Annotated in this window: 15 protein-coding genes; 8 read left to right on the top strand and 7 right to left on the bottom strand. The window is 71.8% G+C overall.

Annotated features, from left to right (window positions below; translation table 11 throughout):
• Positions 1-72: 72 nt before the first annotated feature.
• Positions 73-615, top strand: coding sequence for a CDP-2,3-bis-(O-geranylgeranyl)-sn-glycerol synthase (locus tag NO930_RS06920; RefSeq protein WP_137783735.1), 543 nt, complete (start codon positions 73-75; stop codon positions 613-615).
• Positions 616-686: 71 nt separating this feature from the next.
• On the opposite strand, the gene NO930_RS06915 is transcribed toward NO930_RS06920, so the two are convergent.
• The 3 genes from NO930_RS06915 to NO930_RS06905 form a co-directional block, all read right to left on the bottom strand.
• The gene (locus NO930_RS06915; RefSeq protein ID WP_256402946.1) at positions 687-824 is read right to left on the bottom strand and encodes a DUF7560 family zinc ribbon protein; all 138 of its coding nucleotides are present in this window, start codon (positions 822-824) and stop codon (positions 687-689) included.
• Positions 825-900: 76 nt separating this feature from the next.
• A complete protein-coding gene (locus tag NO930_RS06910) occupies positions 901-1656 on the bottom strand; it encodes an ABC transporter permease (protein WP_256402945.1) in 756 nt (251 codons plus the stop codon).
• Positions 1653-2750: an ABC transporter ATP-binding protein gene (locus NO930_RS06905; RefSeq protein ID WP_256402944.1), complete on the bottom strand. Its 1098-nt coding sequence runs from the start codon at positions 2748-2750 to the stop codon at positions 1653-1655. The genes NO930_RS06910 and NO930_RS06905 overlap by 4 nt, the downstream gene beginning before the upstream one ends.
• Positions 2751-2860: 110 nt before the next feature.
• Between NO930_RS06905 and folP the strand changes: the two genes are divergently transcribed.
• The 4 genes from folP to NO930_RS14085 all read left to right on the top strand — a co-directional run bounded on the left by folP (position 2861) and on the right by NO930_RS14085 (position 9510).
• Positions 2861-5623, top strand: a complete 2763-nt coding sequence (gene folP, locus NO930_RS06900) for a dihydropteroate synthase (RefSeq protein ID WP_256402943.1) — start codon at positions 2861-2863, stop codon at positions 5621-5623.
• 36 nt (positions 5624-5659) lie between these two features.
• Positions 5660-7096, top strand: a complete 1437-nt coding sequence (locus NO930_RS06895; RefSeq protein ID WP_256402942.1) for a DHH family phosphoesterase — start codon at positions 5660-5662, stop codon at positions 7094-7096.
• Between the two features lie 152 nt (positions 7097-7248).
• Positions 7249-8319 carry an NAD(P)/FAD-dependent oxidoreductase gene (locus tag NO930_RS06890; RefSeq protein WP_256402941.1) on the top strand — a complete coding sequence of 357 codons (1071 nt, stop codon included), beginning with the start codon at positions 7249-7251 and terminating at the stop codon, positions 8317-8319.
• Between the two features lie 204 nt (positions 8320-8523).
• Positions 8524-9510, top strand: coding sequence for an aminopeptidase (locus NO930_RS14085; protein ID WP_256402940.1), 987 nt, complete (start codon positions 8524-8526; stop codon positions 9508-9510).
• A gap of 38 nt (positions 9511-9548) precedes the next feature.
• Here NO930_RS14085 and NO930_RS06880 read toward each other — a convergent pair whose 3' ends face one another.
• The 3 genes from NO930_RS06880 to NO930_RS06870 all read right to left on the bottom strand — a co-directional run bounded on the left by NO930_RS06880 (position 9549) and on the right by NO930_RS06870 (position 11649).
• Entirely contained in the window at positions 9549-10001 is a 453-nt protein-coding gene (locus tag NO930_RS06880) for a DUF302 domain-containing protein (protein WP_256402939.1), read from the bottom strand.
• Positions 10002-10099: 98 nt separating this feature from the next.
• Positions 10100-10396, bottom strand: a complete 297-nt coding sequence (locus tag NO930_RS06875; RefSeq protein WP_137783587.1) for a DUF5789 family protein — start codon at positions 10394-10396, stop codon at positions 10100-10102.
• A 71-nt stretch (positions 10397-10467) separates the two neighbouring features.
• Complete coding sequence (locus tag NO930_RS06870; RefSeq protein WP_256402938.1) at positions 10468-11649, bottom strand: aminopeptidase P family protein; 1182 nt, start codon at positions 11647-11649, stop codon at positions 10468-10470.
• A 207-nt stretch (positions 11650-11856) separates the two neighbouring features.
• On the opposite strand from NO930_RS06870, the gene NO930_RS06865 reads away from it, so the two are divergent.
• Together NO930_RS06865 and NO930_RS06860 are read left to right on the top strand one after the other, a co-directional pair.
• Positions 11857-12045 carry a hypothetical protein gene (locus NO930_RS06865; protein WP_256402937.1) on the top strand — a complete coding sequence of 63 codons (189 nt, stop codon included), beginning with the start codon at positions 11857-11859 and terminating at the stop codon, positions 12043-12045.
• A gap of 23 nt (positions 12046-12068) precedes the next feature.
• On the top strand, positions 12069-12296 hold the full coding sequence (locus NO930_RS06860; protein ID WP_256402936.1) for a DUF7543 family protein: 228 nt from the start codon (positions 12069-12071) through the stop codon (positions 12294-12296).
• 43 nt (positions 12297-12339) lie between these two features.
• Here the strand turns inward: NO930_RS06860 and NO930_RS06855 are convergent, their stop codons facing one another.
• Complete coding sequence (locus NO930_RS06855) at positions 12340-13767, bottom strand: tRNA(Ile)(2)-agmatinylcytidine synthase (RefSeq protein ID WP_256402935.1); 1428 nt, start codon at positions 13765-13767, stop codon at positions 12340-12342.
• A 192-nt stretch (positions 13768-13959) separates the two neighbouring features.
• On the opposite strand from NO930_RS06855, the gene NO930_RS06850 reads away from it, so the two are divergent.
• Positions 13960-14931: a transcriptional regulator gene (locus tag NO930_RS06850; RefSeq protein WP_137783883.1), complete on the top strand. Its 972-nt coding sequence runs from the start codon at positions 13960-13962 to the stop codon at positions 14929-14931.
• Positions 14932-14966 lie beyond the last annotated feature (35 nt).

Genomic DNA, 14966 nt, shown 5'->3' with positions numbered 1-14966 from the left:
CGCCCGGTAGCGACTTTACCGTTCCGCGCGTCGATCCGGGGTATATATACTCCCGCCGAGCGACGCTCGGATATGATCGGTTCGCTCGTCGCGACGGCCTTCTGGGCGATGGTCCCCGCGTACGTCCCGAACAACGCCGCGGTGCTCGCGGGCGGCGGTCGCCCCATCGACGGCGGCCGCGAGTGGCGCGGCGCGCGCGTGCTCGGCGACGGGAAGACCTGGCGCGGCACGGCCGTCGGAACGCTCGTGGGCGTCGTCCTCGCGTTCGCGCTCAACGCCGTCAACGACCCGGCGAGCGCCGCGCTCGGCGTCGATCTTCCTCGGTTCGGGCTCCCCGCCGCGGTCGCGCTGGCGCTCGGCGCGATGTGCGGCGACATCGGCGCCTCCTTTCTCAAGCGTCGGTCCGGCCGCGAACGCGGCGCGGCGTTCCCGGGCGTCGACCAGCTCGACTTCGTCGTCGGCGCGCTCGCGCTCGCCTTCCTCGTCGACCCCGCGTGGGCGACGGACGTGTTCACGCTCCCCGTGATCGCGGCCGTCGTCGTGATGACGCCCGTGCTCCACGTCGTGACGAACGTCGGCGCGTACGCGCTCGGAGTGAAAAACGAGCCGTGGTGATGATCGCCGAGCCGTGACGACCGGATCGGTGCGACTCGACCGTGCGAACGGCCGGCCGCGATCGGCGCGAGCTACTCCGCGGTGAAGTCGTCCTCGCCGGCGGGCGACGTGCACACCGGACAGCCGGTCGCGAGGATCGTCTCCCGCATCTCCTCGTTCACCTCGATGGTCTGTTCACAGTCCGAGCAGGCGAATTCGACGGTCGTCAACACGGGTCCTCTCGTCTCGCCGGGAGGGTGCCGGACGATATAAATGGCCGCCTTCCGGGCGGCCGTCGGGCGAGGCTCAGTCGGTCCGCGGGACGGCGTACGCGCCGACCGCGAGGAACCCGACCGCGAGCACTGCGAGCACCGCCAGATCCGCCGCCCACGCGCCGCCGTCGAAGGTGATGGCCCGCGTGCCGCGCGCGAAGTACGTCAGCGGCGAGGCCGCGACGGCGGGGAGGAACCACTCGGGGAGAAGCGCCGGGGGGACGAACGTCTCGGAGAGGAAAAGCAGGGGGAGCGCGACGGTGTTGCTCGCGGCTATCACGCCGTCCTGCGAGTCCGAGAGCGCGCCGAGGATCGCGCCGAGCCCGCAGAACAGCGCGACCGCGACGGCGACGAACGCGGGGAGGGCCGCGAGCGCCGGCGAAATCACGAGCGTCGCGTCGGTGACCGCGAGCACGAGGCCCAAGATCAGGAGGCTCGCCGCGCCGATGATCCCGACGTTGACGAGCGTGTGCGCGAGCAGCCACTCGCCCCGCGAGAGCGGCGTCGTCGCAAGCTTCTCGAACCGGCCGCCGTCGCGGTGACGAGCGATCTCGGATCCGACCCGCGAGAGCGGCGTGAAGAGGACGACCACGGCGAGGTACCCCGGGATGTAGTATCCGGCGGGTTCCGCGAACAGTCCGCCGCCGGTCGGCTGCGTGCGGACTAACGCCCCGAAGATGACCACGAGGATCACGGGGAAGAAGAACGTGAAGAACACCGCCGTCCGCCGGCGGAGGAACGACCGCGCCGCCGCGGTCGCCTCGGTCCCGATCCGCGCCATCCGGCTCATCTGTCGGCCTCCGCGTCCGCCTCGCCGGCCGCCGCGTCCGACCCGTCGCCCGCTCCCGGCGTCACCGCCTCCGCACGCGGCGAGTACGCCTCGCCCGTGAGCCGCAGGTACACGTCTTCGAGCGACGGCTCGGACCACGCGAGCGACTCGAAGGCGACCCCCGCCGCCCCGAGAGCGTCCACCGCGCCGCCGATGGCTTCGGGCCGGATCCCGAGGATCCGCAGCCCGTGGTCGGTCGGTTCCACCGACGCGTCTCTCGGAACCGAAGCGGCGACCGACCCGTCGAGCTCGGCGGCGACCGCGTCTGCGACCGCGTCGCCCGAGTCCCCGTCTATCGTCACGTCCAGCCGCGGATCGCCGCCGTGTTCGGCGATCAGTTCGTCCGGCGGTCCGACGGCGACGACGCTCCCGTCGCGGAGGAGCGCGACGCGGTCCGCGAGCCGCTCGACCTCGTCCATCGCGTGGCTCGTGAGGAAGACGGTCGTCCCGTCGCCGGCGAGCCGCTCTATCAGCCGGTGGATCGACCGCCGCCCGGCCGGATCGATCCCGGTCGTGGGCTCGTCCAAGAAGAGGAGGTCGGGGTCGTTGACGATGGCGGTCGCGACGCAGGTCCGGCGCTTTTGTCCGCCGGAGAGCGTCTCGTACCACGCGTCCGCGTCGTCGGCCATGCCCACGTCACGGAGCACGGCGTCGGACTCGCGGGCCGCGTCGTAGAGCCCGCCGTAGTAGTCCACGAGTTCGCTCGCCGTCAGCCGCTCCGGCGGGCCGAACGACTGCGGGAGCAGCCCGATCCGCTGGGGGTCCACCTCGCGCGGCGGCACGCCGAACGTCTCCAGCGTGCCCTCCGCGGCCGTCGTCCCCGTCAGCGCGCGGACGAGCGTCGTCTTCCCCGCGCCGTTGGGGCCGATGAGGCCGAACACCTCGCCCGCCTCGACGCGGAGGTCCACGCCGTCGAGCGCGACGACGTCGCCGTAGGACTTCCGGACGCCCTCGGCGACGACGACCGGGTCGGTGCTCGTCGACGCCCGGTCGCCGTCCGCGGAGTCGGTCGCGGTTCGCGTCGCGGCCTCCGTCGCGGCCGCCGTCTCGTTCATGCGAACCGATCGGTCGGCCGCGCGCCTAAGGGTTGCTCTTCGGGCGCGGGACCGGCCGCCGATCGCCCCGGTCCGTTACGCCTAAGCGACGCCGAGTCGACCCACGGTGTATGGACTACCACGAGGCGGCGGCGTTCCTCTTCGACCTCCGCCGCTTCTCGGTCAAGCCGGGGACGGAGCGCGTCTCGGCGCTGCTCGATCGGCTCGGGAACCCCGAAGACGCGGTGTCGTTCGTGCAGGTCGCGGGCTCGAACGGGAAGGGAAGCACGGCTCGGATGACCGAGTCGGTCCTGCGCGAGGCCGGGCTCTCGGTCGGGCTCTACACCTCGCCGCACCTCTCCGCGCTCACGGAGCGGGTCCGCGTCGACGGGCTGGAGATGACCGAAGACGCGGTCGCGGCGTTCGTCAGCGAGGTCAAACCGTGGCTCGTCGAGCGCGCGGCCGCCGGCGAACCCCTCACCTTCTTCGAGGTCGTCACCGCGATGGCGGTCCGGGAGTTCGCGCGCCGCGACGTCGACGTCGCGGTGCTCGAAGTCGGACTGGGCGGCGAGTACGACGCGACCAGCGCGGTCGACCCGGTCGCGACGGCGGTTACCAACGTCTCGCTCGAACACACCGACGTGCTCGGCGACACCGTCGCGGAGATCGCCCGCACGAAGGCGCGGATCGCGGGCGAAGGGACGCCCCTCGTGACCGCCTGCGAGGGCGAGGCGCTCGACGTGGTCCGCGAGGTCGCCGCCGAGGCCGGCGCTCCGGTCGCGACGGTCGCGGGTGCGCGGCCTAACGAGCGATCCGACGCGGACGACGACCGTGACCTCGCCGACCCCGGCCTCTCCGTCGCCTACGGCGGCCGCGTGAGCCCGAGCGACGCCGCGGTGACGCTCGACGGCGAGCGCATCGGCACGTACCGGATCCCGCTCGTCGGGGCACATCAGGCGACGAACGCCGGGATCGCCGCGGCGCTCGCGGAGCGGACGGCGCGCGCGGTCGGAGGCGGCGACGCCGAAGACACCGATCTCGCAGTGCCCGACGCCGCCCTCCGAGACGGGCTGGCGCGGGCGACGTGGCCGGGGCGGTTCGAGGTCGTCGACACCGCGCCGCTGACGGTGCTCGACGGGGCGCACAACCCGGCCGCCTGCGACACGCTCGCGGGGACGCTCGCGGAGTACGACTACGACGACCTCCACCTCGTGTACGGCGCGATGTGCGACAAGGACCACGTCGCCGCCGTCGGCGCGCTCCCCCCCGCCGCCTCCGCCGTCACCTGCCGGCCCGACCTCGACCGCGCCGAGGACCCGAACGTGCTCTCGGCCGCGCTCCGGACCGCGGGCGTCGACCGGGTGACGAGCGGCGACGACGTGGCGGCCGCGCTCGACGCCGCCGTCGCCCGCGCCGACTCCGACGACTGCGTGCTTCTCGTCGGGTCGCTTTTCGCGGTCGCGGAGGCCCGCGCCGCCCGCTTCCGTACCGTGACGCCCCGGCGAGCCGCCGGAGAGCGCGACGTCGTCCGCGCGCTCGACGCGACGGGCGTCCCGCCGGCCGTCGCCGACGAGCGCGTCGCGGGGATCGACCACCGCGTCCTCGCGCTTCGACTGCGCGGCGACCGCGCGGAGCGGATCGCGGCCGCGCTCCGCGCGGTCGGCGGCGAGGCGGTGATCGGCGGCGCGGGCGCCGGCGAGGGGAGCGTCCCGAGCGGCGAGCGCGTGCCCGTCACGCTGGCGGCGACGGTCGCGGAGTTCCGAGACCTGCTGGACCGGATCGACTGGGGGTCGGACCGGGCTCGTCCCGAGAGCGTCGACGGCGGCTCTCGCGTTCCCACTCCCGACCGCGAGTTCGCCGGCATCGCGAGCGACATCGCCGACCGGCTCGACATCCGTGAGGAGTCGGCCCGACCGACGGACGACGCGGCCGACACCCCGGCCGACGACGCGACCACCACCGCGGCAGACTACCCGTGGATCGACGGCACCGCGGTGATGGGCGTGCTCAACGTCACGCCGGACTCGTTCCACGACGGCGGCCGGCACGCGAGCCGCGAGGACGCGGTCGCGGGCGTCGAACGCATGGTCGCCGCGGGCGTCGACATCGTCGACGTCGGCGGCGAGTCGACGCGTCCCGGCGCGGAGCCGGTGCCGGTCGACGAGGAGATCGAGCGGGTCGTCCCGACCGTCGAGGCGATACAGTCGGTGCCGGCCGTCGCCGACGGCGACGTGCTCGTCTCGATCGACACGCGGAAGCCGGCCGTGGCGGCGGCCGCGCTCGACGCCGGCGCGGACCTGATAAACGACGTGACAGGACTCTCGGACCCCGAGATGCGCGAGGTCGTCGCGGACGCAGGCTGTCCGGTCGTGGTGATGCACAGCCTCGACGCGCCGGTCGACCCGACGAACGACCCCGAGTACGACGACGCCGTCGACGACGTGATCGGCGCGCTCCGAGAGCGGCTCGCGCTAGCGGAGACGGCCGGCATCGACCGCGACAAGGTGATCGTCGACCCCGGGCTGGGCTTCGACACGTCGTCCGCCGAGGCGTTCGAACTGATCGACCGCGTCGGCGAGTTCGCCGCGCTCGACTGCCCCGTCCTGATCGGCCACTCGCACAAGTCGATGTACGGCGCGATAGGCCGCGGCCCGGACGACCGCGAGCACGCGACCGTCGCCGCGACCGCGCTCGCGGCGGACCGCGGGGCCGACATCGTCCGGGTCCACGACGTGGCGGAGAACCGCGCCGCCGTCGACGTCGCCGCGGCGGTCGGCGGGTCGCTGCGGGGCGGGTCGACCGACCCCGGCGAATCCGACGGTGTGGGCGAGTCGGGAAGCGCGGCCGACGACGACGCGAGCGACGCGGCCGACGGCAGCGACTCCGGCGAATGACGGCAGCGTTTTCCTTCCCGACTCCCTCGCGGGGGTATGGCCCGGCGTCTGCTGCTCGGCTGTAGCGCGGTCGGGAACACGTTCGTCGAGCGGACGCGCGACGACCGCGACGAGCTCGTCGCGATCACCGACGACAGCGGGTGGGCGTCGACGCTCCGCGACCGCAACGTCGCCGTCGTCGAGGCCGATCCGACGGACCGGTCCGCGTATCCCGCCGACGCCGCGGTCGTCTTCGTCGCGGGAGACGATCCCGCGCGTAACGTCGCCGCCGCGCGCGCCGCGAGCGGCCGATACCCCGACGCGACGATCGTCGCGTACGTCGGGGACGACCCCACGTCCGACCAGCGGGCGACGCTCGACGCGACCGCCGACCGCGTCGTCGATCCCGTCGAGGCCATCGCCGCCCGCGTCCTGGAGGCGACGGGTGCCGACGCCACCGAGGAGCCGGTCCGGCTTCTGTCCGTGCTCCGCGACCTCACCGGCCCGCTGCTCGTGGTCGCACACGACAACCCCGACCCCGACGCCATCGCGAGCGCGCTGGGACTGGCGCGGATCGCCGAGTCGGCCGGCGTCCCGGCCGACTCCTGTTACGGCGGCGAGATCGCTCATCAGGAGAACCGCGCGATGGTGAACTTGCTCGACCTCTCGCTGCGGACCGTCGACGAGGTCGACCTCGACGACTACGGCGGCGTCGCCCTCGTCGACCACTCCCGCGCCGGCATCAACGACAGCCTCCCGGAGGGTCACCCCGTCGACATCGTCGTCGACCACCATCCGCCGCGCGGCCCCGTCGCCGGGGAGTTCGTCGACATCCGACCCGACGTCGGCGCGACGAGCACGCTGATCGAGTCGTACCTCTCGCGTATCGGGATCACGCCCGACCGCGCGCTCGCGACCGCCCTGTTGTACGGGATCCGCATCGACACGAAGGACTTCACGCGGTCGACGTCTATCCCCGACTTCGAGGCCGCGGCGTCGCTGTCGTCGCAGGCGGACGAGGCGACGCTCGAACGCGTCGAGAGTCCGAGCGTGAGCCCCGAGACCCTCCGCGTTATCGCGCGCGCCATCGAGCGGCGCGACGTTCGGGGGTCGACGGTCGCCTCCTGCGTCGGCGAGATAGCCGACCGCGACACCCTCGCGCAGGCCGCGGAGCGTCTCCTCGATCTCGACGGGATCGCGGTGACGTTCGTCTTCGGCTACATGGACGGCGTGATCTACGGCTCGGCCCGGGCCCGCGGCGCGGACCTCGACGTCGGCGAACTGCTCCGCGACGCGCTCGACCCCGTCGGCTCCGCGGGCGGGCACGCGAGCATGGCCGGCGCGCAGGTTCCGCTCGGCATCTTGGAGGATGCGTCGGACTCGGAGTCGTTGACGGAGGTCGTCGAGGCGTTCGTCGCCGGGCGCTTCTTCGAGGCGCTCGACGACGCGCCGTCGCCGCCGACCGGGTCGGTGCCGGAGTTCCCGACGGACTGACGGCCCGGTGCTGGTGTGTGACGGCGCGCTGACGACGTAGTGCCGGAGTTTCCGACGCGCTGACGCCGCGGTGACGCCGCCGTGAACTCGGTGTTCCGAGCGGCGCGCCCGAGGGCGCAACCTACATACTTCGCGACGGCGAACGTCCAGACATGACCGACGACCCCGTCGAACACCGCCGACTGATCATCGCCGGCACGGGAATCTCCGGCCTCACCGCCGGGATCTACGCCGCGCGGTCGAACAACGACCCCCTGATCGTCGAGGGCGACGAGCCGGGCGGCCAGCTCACGCTCACCACCGACGTGGAGAACTACCCTGGCTTCCCCGAGGGGATCTCCGGGCCGGACCTCATCAACAACATGAAAGAGCAGGCGAAGAAGTTCGGTGCGGACACCCGAAACGGGATCATCGAGGACGTCTCGAAGGAGCCCGCGGGGCACTTCCGGGTCGAGCTCTCCGACGGCGACGTCTACACCGCGGACGCCGTGATCGCCGCCTCCGGTGCCAGCGCGCGAACGCTCGGCGTGCCGGGCGAAGACGAACTGATGGGGTACGGCCTCTCGACGTGTGCGACGTGTGACGGCGCGTTCTTCCGCGGCGAGGACATGCTCGTCGTCGGCGGCGGCGACGCGGCCATGGAGGAGGCGAACTTCCTCACGAAGTTCGCGGACACCGTCTACATCGCGCACCGCCGCGAGGAGTTCCGCGCCGAGGACGTGTGGATCGACCGCACGATGGAGAAGGTCGACGACGGCGAGATCGAACTGCTGTTGAACACCGAACTCACCGAGATCCACGGCACGCCCGAAGAGGGGATCGACCGCGTCACCCTCGTCGAGCACCCTGACGGCCATCCGAAGGAGAAGCTGGAGGACGCCGCGACGGCCGACGAGGTCGAGGAGTACGACTTCGACGTGGGCGCGGTGTTCTTCGCTATCGGCCACACGCCGAACACGGACTTCCTAGAGGGGATCGGCGTCGAGACCGACGACGACGGCTACCTGATCACCGAGGGCGGCCGCGGCGGCAACCAGACCGACACGGGCGTCGACGGCCTGTTCGGCGCGGGCGACGTGGTCGACTTCCACTACCAGCAGGCCGTGACCGCAGCCGGGATGGGGTGTCAGGCGGCGCTCGACGCCGACGAGTACCTCACCGAGCGCGAGCGCGCCGACGAGCTGTACGAGCCCGAGCCCGACGCGGCGACCGCGGACGACTGAGTCGACGGCGCACACGCGCGGCCGAAATATAACCGACGGTCAGGCACCGTCGGAAGACGCCGCGCGTGTCTCGGACGCTCGAAGCGATCGGCTCGGTAGCGAGTCGGCAGAAGGCTCCGTTCGTCGCGGCGTCTTTTTTATTAAATTCCGGAATTCGAAACAAACCGCTACACATACCTGAACGTCGAACGCTGTGTTAGCAGCGTGAGAGAACTCGAATACAGCGAGATCAGCCGGGACGTCGTGGAAAACGTTGGAGAGATACGGTCCGACGAGGAGGTCGTCGTCCTCACCGACCCGTTGATGGTACACGTCGCCCGCCCGATCGCGAGCGCGGCCAGGGCGACCGGGGCGACGGTCTCGCTTCTGGTGAAGCCGCGGCTCGACGGACACAACGTCGAGCAGCCGGCGGCGGTCGCCGGCGCGCTCGAAGCGGCAGACGTCGTCATCGACGTGGGGACGTACGACATCGCTCATACGGACGCCAGGAGAGACGCGTCGGAGTCCGGGACGCGCTTCGTCCTCATGCGAGGCGTCTCCGAGGACGTCATGATGGACCAGATGGACACGGACTACGACGCGTTGATGGACGTGACGAGGGCGGTCGCTGCGATCCAAACCGACGCCGAGTCCGCGCGGATAACGGACGAGAGGGGAACGGAGCTATCGGTCAACCTGAACGGTCGCAGCGGGTTCCCGATAGACGACGGGTTCGATCAGGGGCTCGTCGTCCTGCCCGCCGGGAAGTCCGCGATCACCCCGGTCGAAGGGAGCGCGCAGGGCACGGTCGTCGTCGACTACTCGATCGACGGGCTCGGGCAACTCGACAGCCCCGTGGAGCTGACGGTCGAAGACGGGAGAGTCGAGGAGATTTCGGGGGGCACACAGGCAGCGGAACTGTCGAAGCTCGTCGAGTCGGCGGGAGAGTGCGCGCGTAACATCGCGGAAGCCCCGTCTATCGGGACGAATCCGGACGTCCAGCTCACGGGGAACCAAGCCACGGACAAGAAGAGACGGGGCACGATGCACGTCGCGATCGGAGACAACATCACGCTCGGCGGGAGCGTCGCGTGCGATCTCCACCTCGACATGACGCTCACCGAGGCGACGGTCACCTTCGACGGGTTCACCGTTCTCAGCCGGGGAACGTTTCGCGAAGAGGCGGTGCTCGAACACGCTCGAACGCTCTGATCGTTCGGGACGCAGAGCGACTGCTCCCCGGCGACCTATCACTCCCCGGCTTCCAGCTCCGCGAACACGGCGTCGACCATCTCGCCGGTGTCGTCGACGATCGCGTCCATCGCCTCGTCGTCGGCGGGCATGCCGAGCAGCCGAGCGATCTTCATGATCGAGACGTGGTACACCTCCTGTTCGCCCGGTTCGACCTCGCGGATGACCATGTTGCAGGGAAAGAGCCCGCCGATCCGACCGTCGGTCGCGTCGAGCGCGCGGTCCGCCACCGCGGGGTTACACGCGCCGAGCACGTAGTACGGGTCGCGGTCGGCGTTCACCTTCTCGTTTAAAAGTTCGGACGGAGAGAACTCGACGGGGACGCCGAACCCGGCGTCGGTACACACCTCGCGTACGCGCTCGATCGCCGACTCGTGGTCGGTCGAGAGGGTCGCCGTCGTCTCGCCGTACGCCTCGGGGCCGAGTTCGTGCGGATCGAAGGGGATCGCCATGCCCTGGGTCCGAGGCGCTCCAGTAAAAAGCCCGCGACGGGGAAGGGACCCCGGAGCTGGCGGTCAGCGGCCGTCGACGACCGCGGTTCGCCGGCCGACTACTCCGTCGCGACAGGCCCGCGACCCACCAGATCCTCGACCGTCGCGACGAACTCGCTCCGGCTCTCGAACAGCGGGACCTCGGCGTCCGCGAGCACGTCGTCGAGGTCTCGGGGGCCGTCCGGGGTCCGGATCGCGGCGTCGCCCTCCTGGTTCGCCACGTCGCTGCGCGTGGCGGGCCACGTGAGCCGGGACGCGACGCGCGCGATCGGCTCGCCGGCCACGTCCACTCGATCGCCGAGCTCGACGGCCGGTTCGACGTCTTCGGCCTCCTCGGCCTCGTCGGTGTCGCTCATACCCGTCGGTTCCGTTCCGGCCACACTAATGGTTTCGATGCTGCTCCGGGCGGGTCCGCCCGTCTCGCCGGTCAGCGCCAGCCGCGGTCGGTGTCGTTCAGCCGCTCGCAGCCCTCCTCCGTGACGACGACGAGGTCCTCGATCCGACAGCCGAACCGCCCGTCGAGGTAGATCCCGGGCTCGACGGAGAACACCATCCCCGGCTCCAGCCGACGGTCGTTGCCCGCGACGATATACGGCTCCTCGTGGACGTCGAGCCCCACGCCGTGGCCGGTCCGGTGGACGAACGCGTCGCCGTAGCCCGCGTTCTCGACGACCGCCCTCGCCGCCCGGTCGACGGCCTCGGCGGGGACGCCCGGCTCGACGGCGTCGACCGCGGCGGCCTGCGCCTCGCGGACGACCTCGTGGACCTCCGCGTACGCCGCGGGCGGGTCGCCGCCGAAGACGAGCGTCCGCGTCTGGTCGGACGGATAGCCGTCGACCCGCGTGCCGAAGTCGCACACGACGGGCTCGCCCGCGGCGATCTCGCGGTCGCCGTGGCCGTGGTGGGGCTTCGCGCCGTTCGGTCCCGCTCCGACGATCGGCTCGAAGGCGGTCCCGCGACCCCCGTGCGCCTCCATGCGGTCGACGATCCGATCGGCGAGCTCGGCCTCCGTCATCCCCACCGCGTCCGCGCCGAGCGCGCGGAGGTCGTCGACGGCCGCGTCCGCGGCCGCGGCCGCCGCCCGCATCGCCGCCAGTTCGGTTTCGTCTTTTCGGGCGCGAAGGGGCGCGAGCGCCTCGCTCGCGAGCCCCCACGTCGCGTCCGGCGCGACCGCGCGGAGGTCCTGCGTGAACGTCGCCCACATGGTGTCGTCGACGAGGAGCCGACCCTCGCGGAGGCCGCACTCGGCGAGCAGGTCGCGGACGGCGGTCGCCGGGTCGTCGCCGTCCGCCCACGTCCGCACGTCCGCGACCGTCGTCTCCGATCGGACCTGACTCCCGTAGAGAGCGGGAACGAACAGGACGGGATCGTCGCGCGGATGATCGGTCGCCGGAACGACGAGAAAGAGGTGTCTCTCGTCCGGCTCCGCCGTGAATCCGGTGAGGTACCGGAGGTTGCGGCTCGGGAAACAGATCAGGCCCTCGGCGTCGACCTCGCGGAGCCGGTCGGCCGCGCGCCCACGTCGCGTCGCGTGGACGTCGACCGTCGTTTCCGTCCCGGCTCCGCCGCCCGTTCCCGTCTCGCCGTCCGCACCCCGCTCCCCGGTCATACCGGACCTCCGCTCGGCGTTCGGATATACGCCGCGGTCGCAGGTCTGTCGGCTTCCCCACCGTCTCGGTCGCCGAGAGAAGTCGTGAGACGAGTGACCCGCAGACTCGATTACCACTCGCCTCACGGCCTGAGAGCGTCGATTCTCACACGCGTGGATAGTTTCAAGCAACGCATACTTATGTCGGTGTTCGTGGTATCGAAGATCATGGGAACGACACCCGAATCAGAGGCGACCGACGCGGGGCTGTTCGACTGCCCCGAGTGCGACGTGACGGCTCCGTCGGCGTCGGTGCCGTACGACGCGCTCGGATACGCCGTCTGCCCGCGGTGTGCGTACTCGGCCGCGCCGGGGTCGACCGCGCTGGGGCCCGGCCGCCGAACCGCGCCGCTTTAGCCGCCGGAACCACCGGTTCCGGTATGAGCTGGACGCTCGGCCGAGAGGACGACGTGGTCACCGAGTGGGAACGGTCGGACGGATACGCGACGGTGCGGGTCCGCGAGCGCGGCGACGGCGAGTTCGTCGTCCGGCTGGACGTCATGGAGCAGGCGGCAGACGAGTCGACCTACGAGCGCGAGCGGATCGGATCGCGCGAGGCGGCCCTCGACCGCGCCGACGAGTGGCGGACGGCGTTCGACCTCGACTGACGCGCCGCGTTCGGATCGATATCGCCTCCCGGATCGACCTCGCCTACCGCTCCGGACGCGTCGGCGCGTCGAACCCGCCGCGGACGAGCGGCTTCGCCACGTGCCGCCGAGCGCTCGGCGGTACCTCGTACCAACCGGCCTCGAGCGCGCGGTCGACCTCGCGGTCGACCTTCCCGGACGCGTCCGTCCCGCAGTCGCGACAGCGATAGCCCTGATTCCGTCCCGCCGACGACATCGACCGCCCGCAGTCGGGACACGCCGGAACCGCCTTCTCGGTGCGAACGAGGTCGCGGACCGCGAGCTTCTCCAGCTTCAGCGTCCCCGCCTCGTCCGCTCGGTCCGGGAGCGCCCGCCGCTCGTGCTCGCCGCAGACCGTCACGCGGTCGCCCGGGCGGAGCGCGCGGACCCGGTCGCGGAACCGGCCGGTCGGCTCGAACGCGACACAGCGGAGACGGTCGCCGCGGGAGCCGACGGCGTCGACGACGCCACCTTCGTCACCGGAGCCATCATCCTCGTCACCGGGGCCGCCACCCTCGTCACCGGGGCCGTCGCCTCCGCCGTCCGCGACGTCGACGTGGACGTGTCCCCCGCGTTTCGTCTCCGGATCGGTGGCGACGACGCCGTCGACGCGGTAGCCCGCCCCGTCGCGGAGGTCCCCGATCGTCCCCGGCGCGAGGTGCGCGTCGGTGCCCTGGTTCGTCAGGAAGGTCTCGGCGCGCGCCACGGGTTCGCTCTCGATCGACGTGGCGACCTCCCGACAGGCCGCGGCGTCGTCCCCGCGGATCCCGTAGAGGATCGGCCCGGGCGCGTTGGGGACGCACACGACCTCGCCCGTGCCGCGATCGACGGTGTCCCAGACGGTCGGGTACGCCGCGTCGGCGGCGGCGAAGACGCTCTCCGCGTCGACCTCGCGGGGAGTTCCGCAGCGGTCCAGCTCCCGGTACGAGATGTGCTCCACGGTCCAGTCGTCGAACGCCGCCCGCGCGCCGACCGCGGCGAGCGCGCCGATTCGGCCGCGCCCGGCCACGTCGTCCGTGTCTCCCGCGCCGCCGGTGCCGAAGGCGGCGTGGCGATAGCCGCGAGAGTCCGCGAGCGACAGGGCCTCTTCGAGGGCGATCCGGTGCCGGAGCGCACGCCGAGAGAACGCCGCGACCTCAGACGGGAGCGACGCGGGGTCGACGTCGGCGACGACGAGCCCGGGCGAGGTACGCGGGTCGGCCGGGACCGCGAACTCGCGGACGGTGACCGCGGCGACCTCGAACGCCTCGTCGGCGTCGATCTCGTCGACGTGGAGCGCGACGGCGGCGTTCCCGCGGGTCTTGTGTTTCACGGCCGGGTTGAGCCGGACGAGCAGCCGCCGCTCGACCCGACCGCCCGCGGCCGCGAGGCGCTCGGCGAGGCGCGCGCCGACGTACGTCGTGCACATGCCGCGCTCGCGGGAGTCGGTGTCGTCGAGGGCGACGATGACCATGCCCGTGATTCCCGCCTCGCAGACAAACCGGTTTCGGGGCGGCTCGTCGACGACGCGACTCGCCGGCGCGCCGGTGCGGGTCGAGTATATAACGCTGCCGGGGGCGACCGAGGCGAAATCGCAAGCGAGCGGCGCGTTCGGGCGAGCGCGACTGACACAACGCATATATACGCCGAACCGCTTGTCTCGACTATGTCCCGGACTGCGCTGATCGGGAACGTCACCGCGATGCTGGAGGACGCGGGGTTCCGCGTGAGCGACCGGTGTGCGGTCCGGCCAAAGAGCTTCGACGTGGCGGCGCGCCGCGACGAGGACCTGCTGTTACTGAAGATTCTCGGCAACGTCGACGCCCTCGACGCGGAGACCGGCGCGGAGATGCGACGGCTCGGCGAGTACCTGCAGGCCACGCCGATGGTGATCGGGATCCGGACGCGCGACGAGGACCTGAAACCCGGCGTCGTCTACTTCCGACACGGCGTCCCCGTGATCAACCCGGACACCGCCTACGAGCTGTTCGTGGAGGGAATGCCGCCGCTCATCTACGCGGCCCCCGGCGGGCTGTACGTCAGCCTCGACGGCGACCTCCTCGCCGACGAGCGCGAGGAGCGCGGCTGGTCGCTCGGTCGCCTCGCGACCGAGCTCGGCGTCTCCCGCCGGACCGTCTCGAAGTACGAGGACGGGATGAACGCCTCCATCGAAGTCGCGGTGCAACTCGAAGAGCTGTTCGACGAGCCGTTTTCGAGCCCCGTCGACGTGCTCGACGGGGCCGAAGAGGTCCGCGACTCGGACCCGACGCCAGCGGCACCCGACACCGACCCCGACGACGAACACGTCGTCCACGTGCTCACCAAGGCGGGATTCACGGTCCACCCGACGGCGAGGGCCCCGTTCAAGGCCGTCTCCGAGGACGAGGACAGCGCCGTGACGCGCGTGCTCACGGGCCACTCGACGTTCACGCCGGCCGCGGAGAAACGCGCACGGATCATGTCGTCGATCGGCGAGGTGGCGCGCACTCGCTCCGTCTACTTCACGGAGGGAGACGAGCGACGCGAGTCCGTCGACGGCACCGCGCTCGTCTCCTGTGAGGAGCTCGCCGGCATCTCGGACCCGGAGGAGATCCGCGAACTCATCCGCGACCGCGCGGCGGCCCCGTCGGAGGCCTGACCGAGCGGATCGTCACCGAGTCGCGCACTCCGGTC

This window comes from Halorubrum salinum (assembly GCF_024494575.1).
Taxonomy (GTDB): domain Archaea; phylum Halobacteriota; class Halobacteria; order Halobacteriales; family Haloferacaceae; genus Halorubrum; species Halorubrum salinum.
This window is presented reverse-complemented; position numbering and strand designations above follow the sequence as displayed.

What these genes read in the sequence shown, in the direction of transcription:
- NO930_RS06865 (WP_256402937.1), top strand. Translation starts at nt 11,857, where the DNA reads ATGGGAACGACACCCGAATCAGAGGCGACCGACGCGGGGCTGTTCGAC.
- NO930_RS06860 (WP_256402936.1), top strand. Translation starts at nt 12,069, where the DNA reads ATGAGCTGGACGCTCGGCCGAGAGGACGACGTGGTCACCGAGTGGGAA.
- NO930_RS06890 (WP_256402941.1), top strand. Translation starts at nt 7,249, where the DNA reads ATGACCGACGACCCCGTCGAACACCGCCGACTGATCATCGCCGGCACG.
- NO930_RS06870 (WP_256402938.1), bottom strand. Translation starts at nt 11,649, where the DNA reads ATGACCGGGGAGCGGGGTGCGGACGGCGAGACGGGAACGGGCGGCGGA.
- NO930_RS06875 (WP_137783587.1), bottom strand. Translation starts at nt 10,396, where the DNA reads ATGAGCGACACCGACGAGGCCGAGGAGGCCGAAGACGTCGAACCGGCC.
- NO930_RS06895 (WP_256402942.1), top strand. Translation starts at nt 5,660, where the DNA reads ATGGCCCGGCGTCTGCTGCTCGGCTGTAGCGCGGTCGGGAACACGTTC.
- NO930_RS06905 (WP_256402944.1), bottom strand. Translation starts at nt 2,750, where the DNA reads ATGAACGAGACGGCGGCCGCGACGGAGGCCGCGACGCGAACCGCGACC.
- NO930_RS06855 (WP_256402935.1), bottom strand. Translation starts at nt 13,767, where the DNA reads ATGGTCATCGTCGCCCTCGACGACACCGACTCCCGCGAGCGCGGCATG.
- NO930_RS06850 (WP_137783883.1), top strand. Translation starts at nt 13,960, where the DNA reads ATGTCCCGGACTGCGCTGATCGGGAACGTCACCGCGATGCTGGAGGAC.
- NO930_RS06910 (WP_256402945.1), bottom strand. Translation starts at nt 1,656, where the DNA reads ATGAGCCGGATGGCGCGGATCGGGACCGAGGCGACCGCGGCGGCGCGG.
- folP (WP_256402943.1), top strand. Translation starts at nt 2,861, where the DNA reads ATGGACTACCACGAGGCGGCGGCGTTCCTCTTCGACCTCCGCCGCTTC.
- NO930_RS06880 (WP_256402939.1), bottom strand. Translation starts at nt 10,001, where the DNA reads ATGGCGATCCCCTTCGATCCGCACGAACTCGGCCCCGAGGCGTACGGC.
- NO930_RS06920 (WP_137783735.1), top strand. Translation starts at nt 73, where the DNA reads ATGATCGGTTCGCTCGTCGCGACGGCCTTCTGGGCGATGGTCCCCGCG.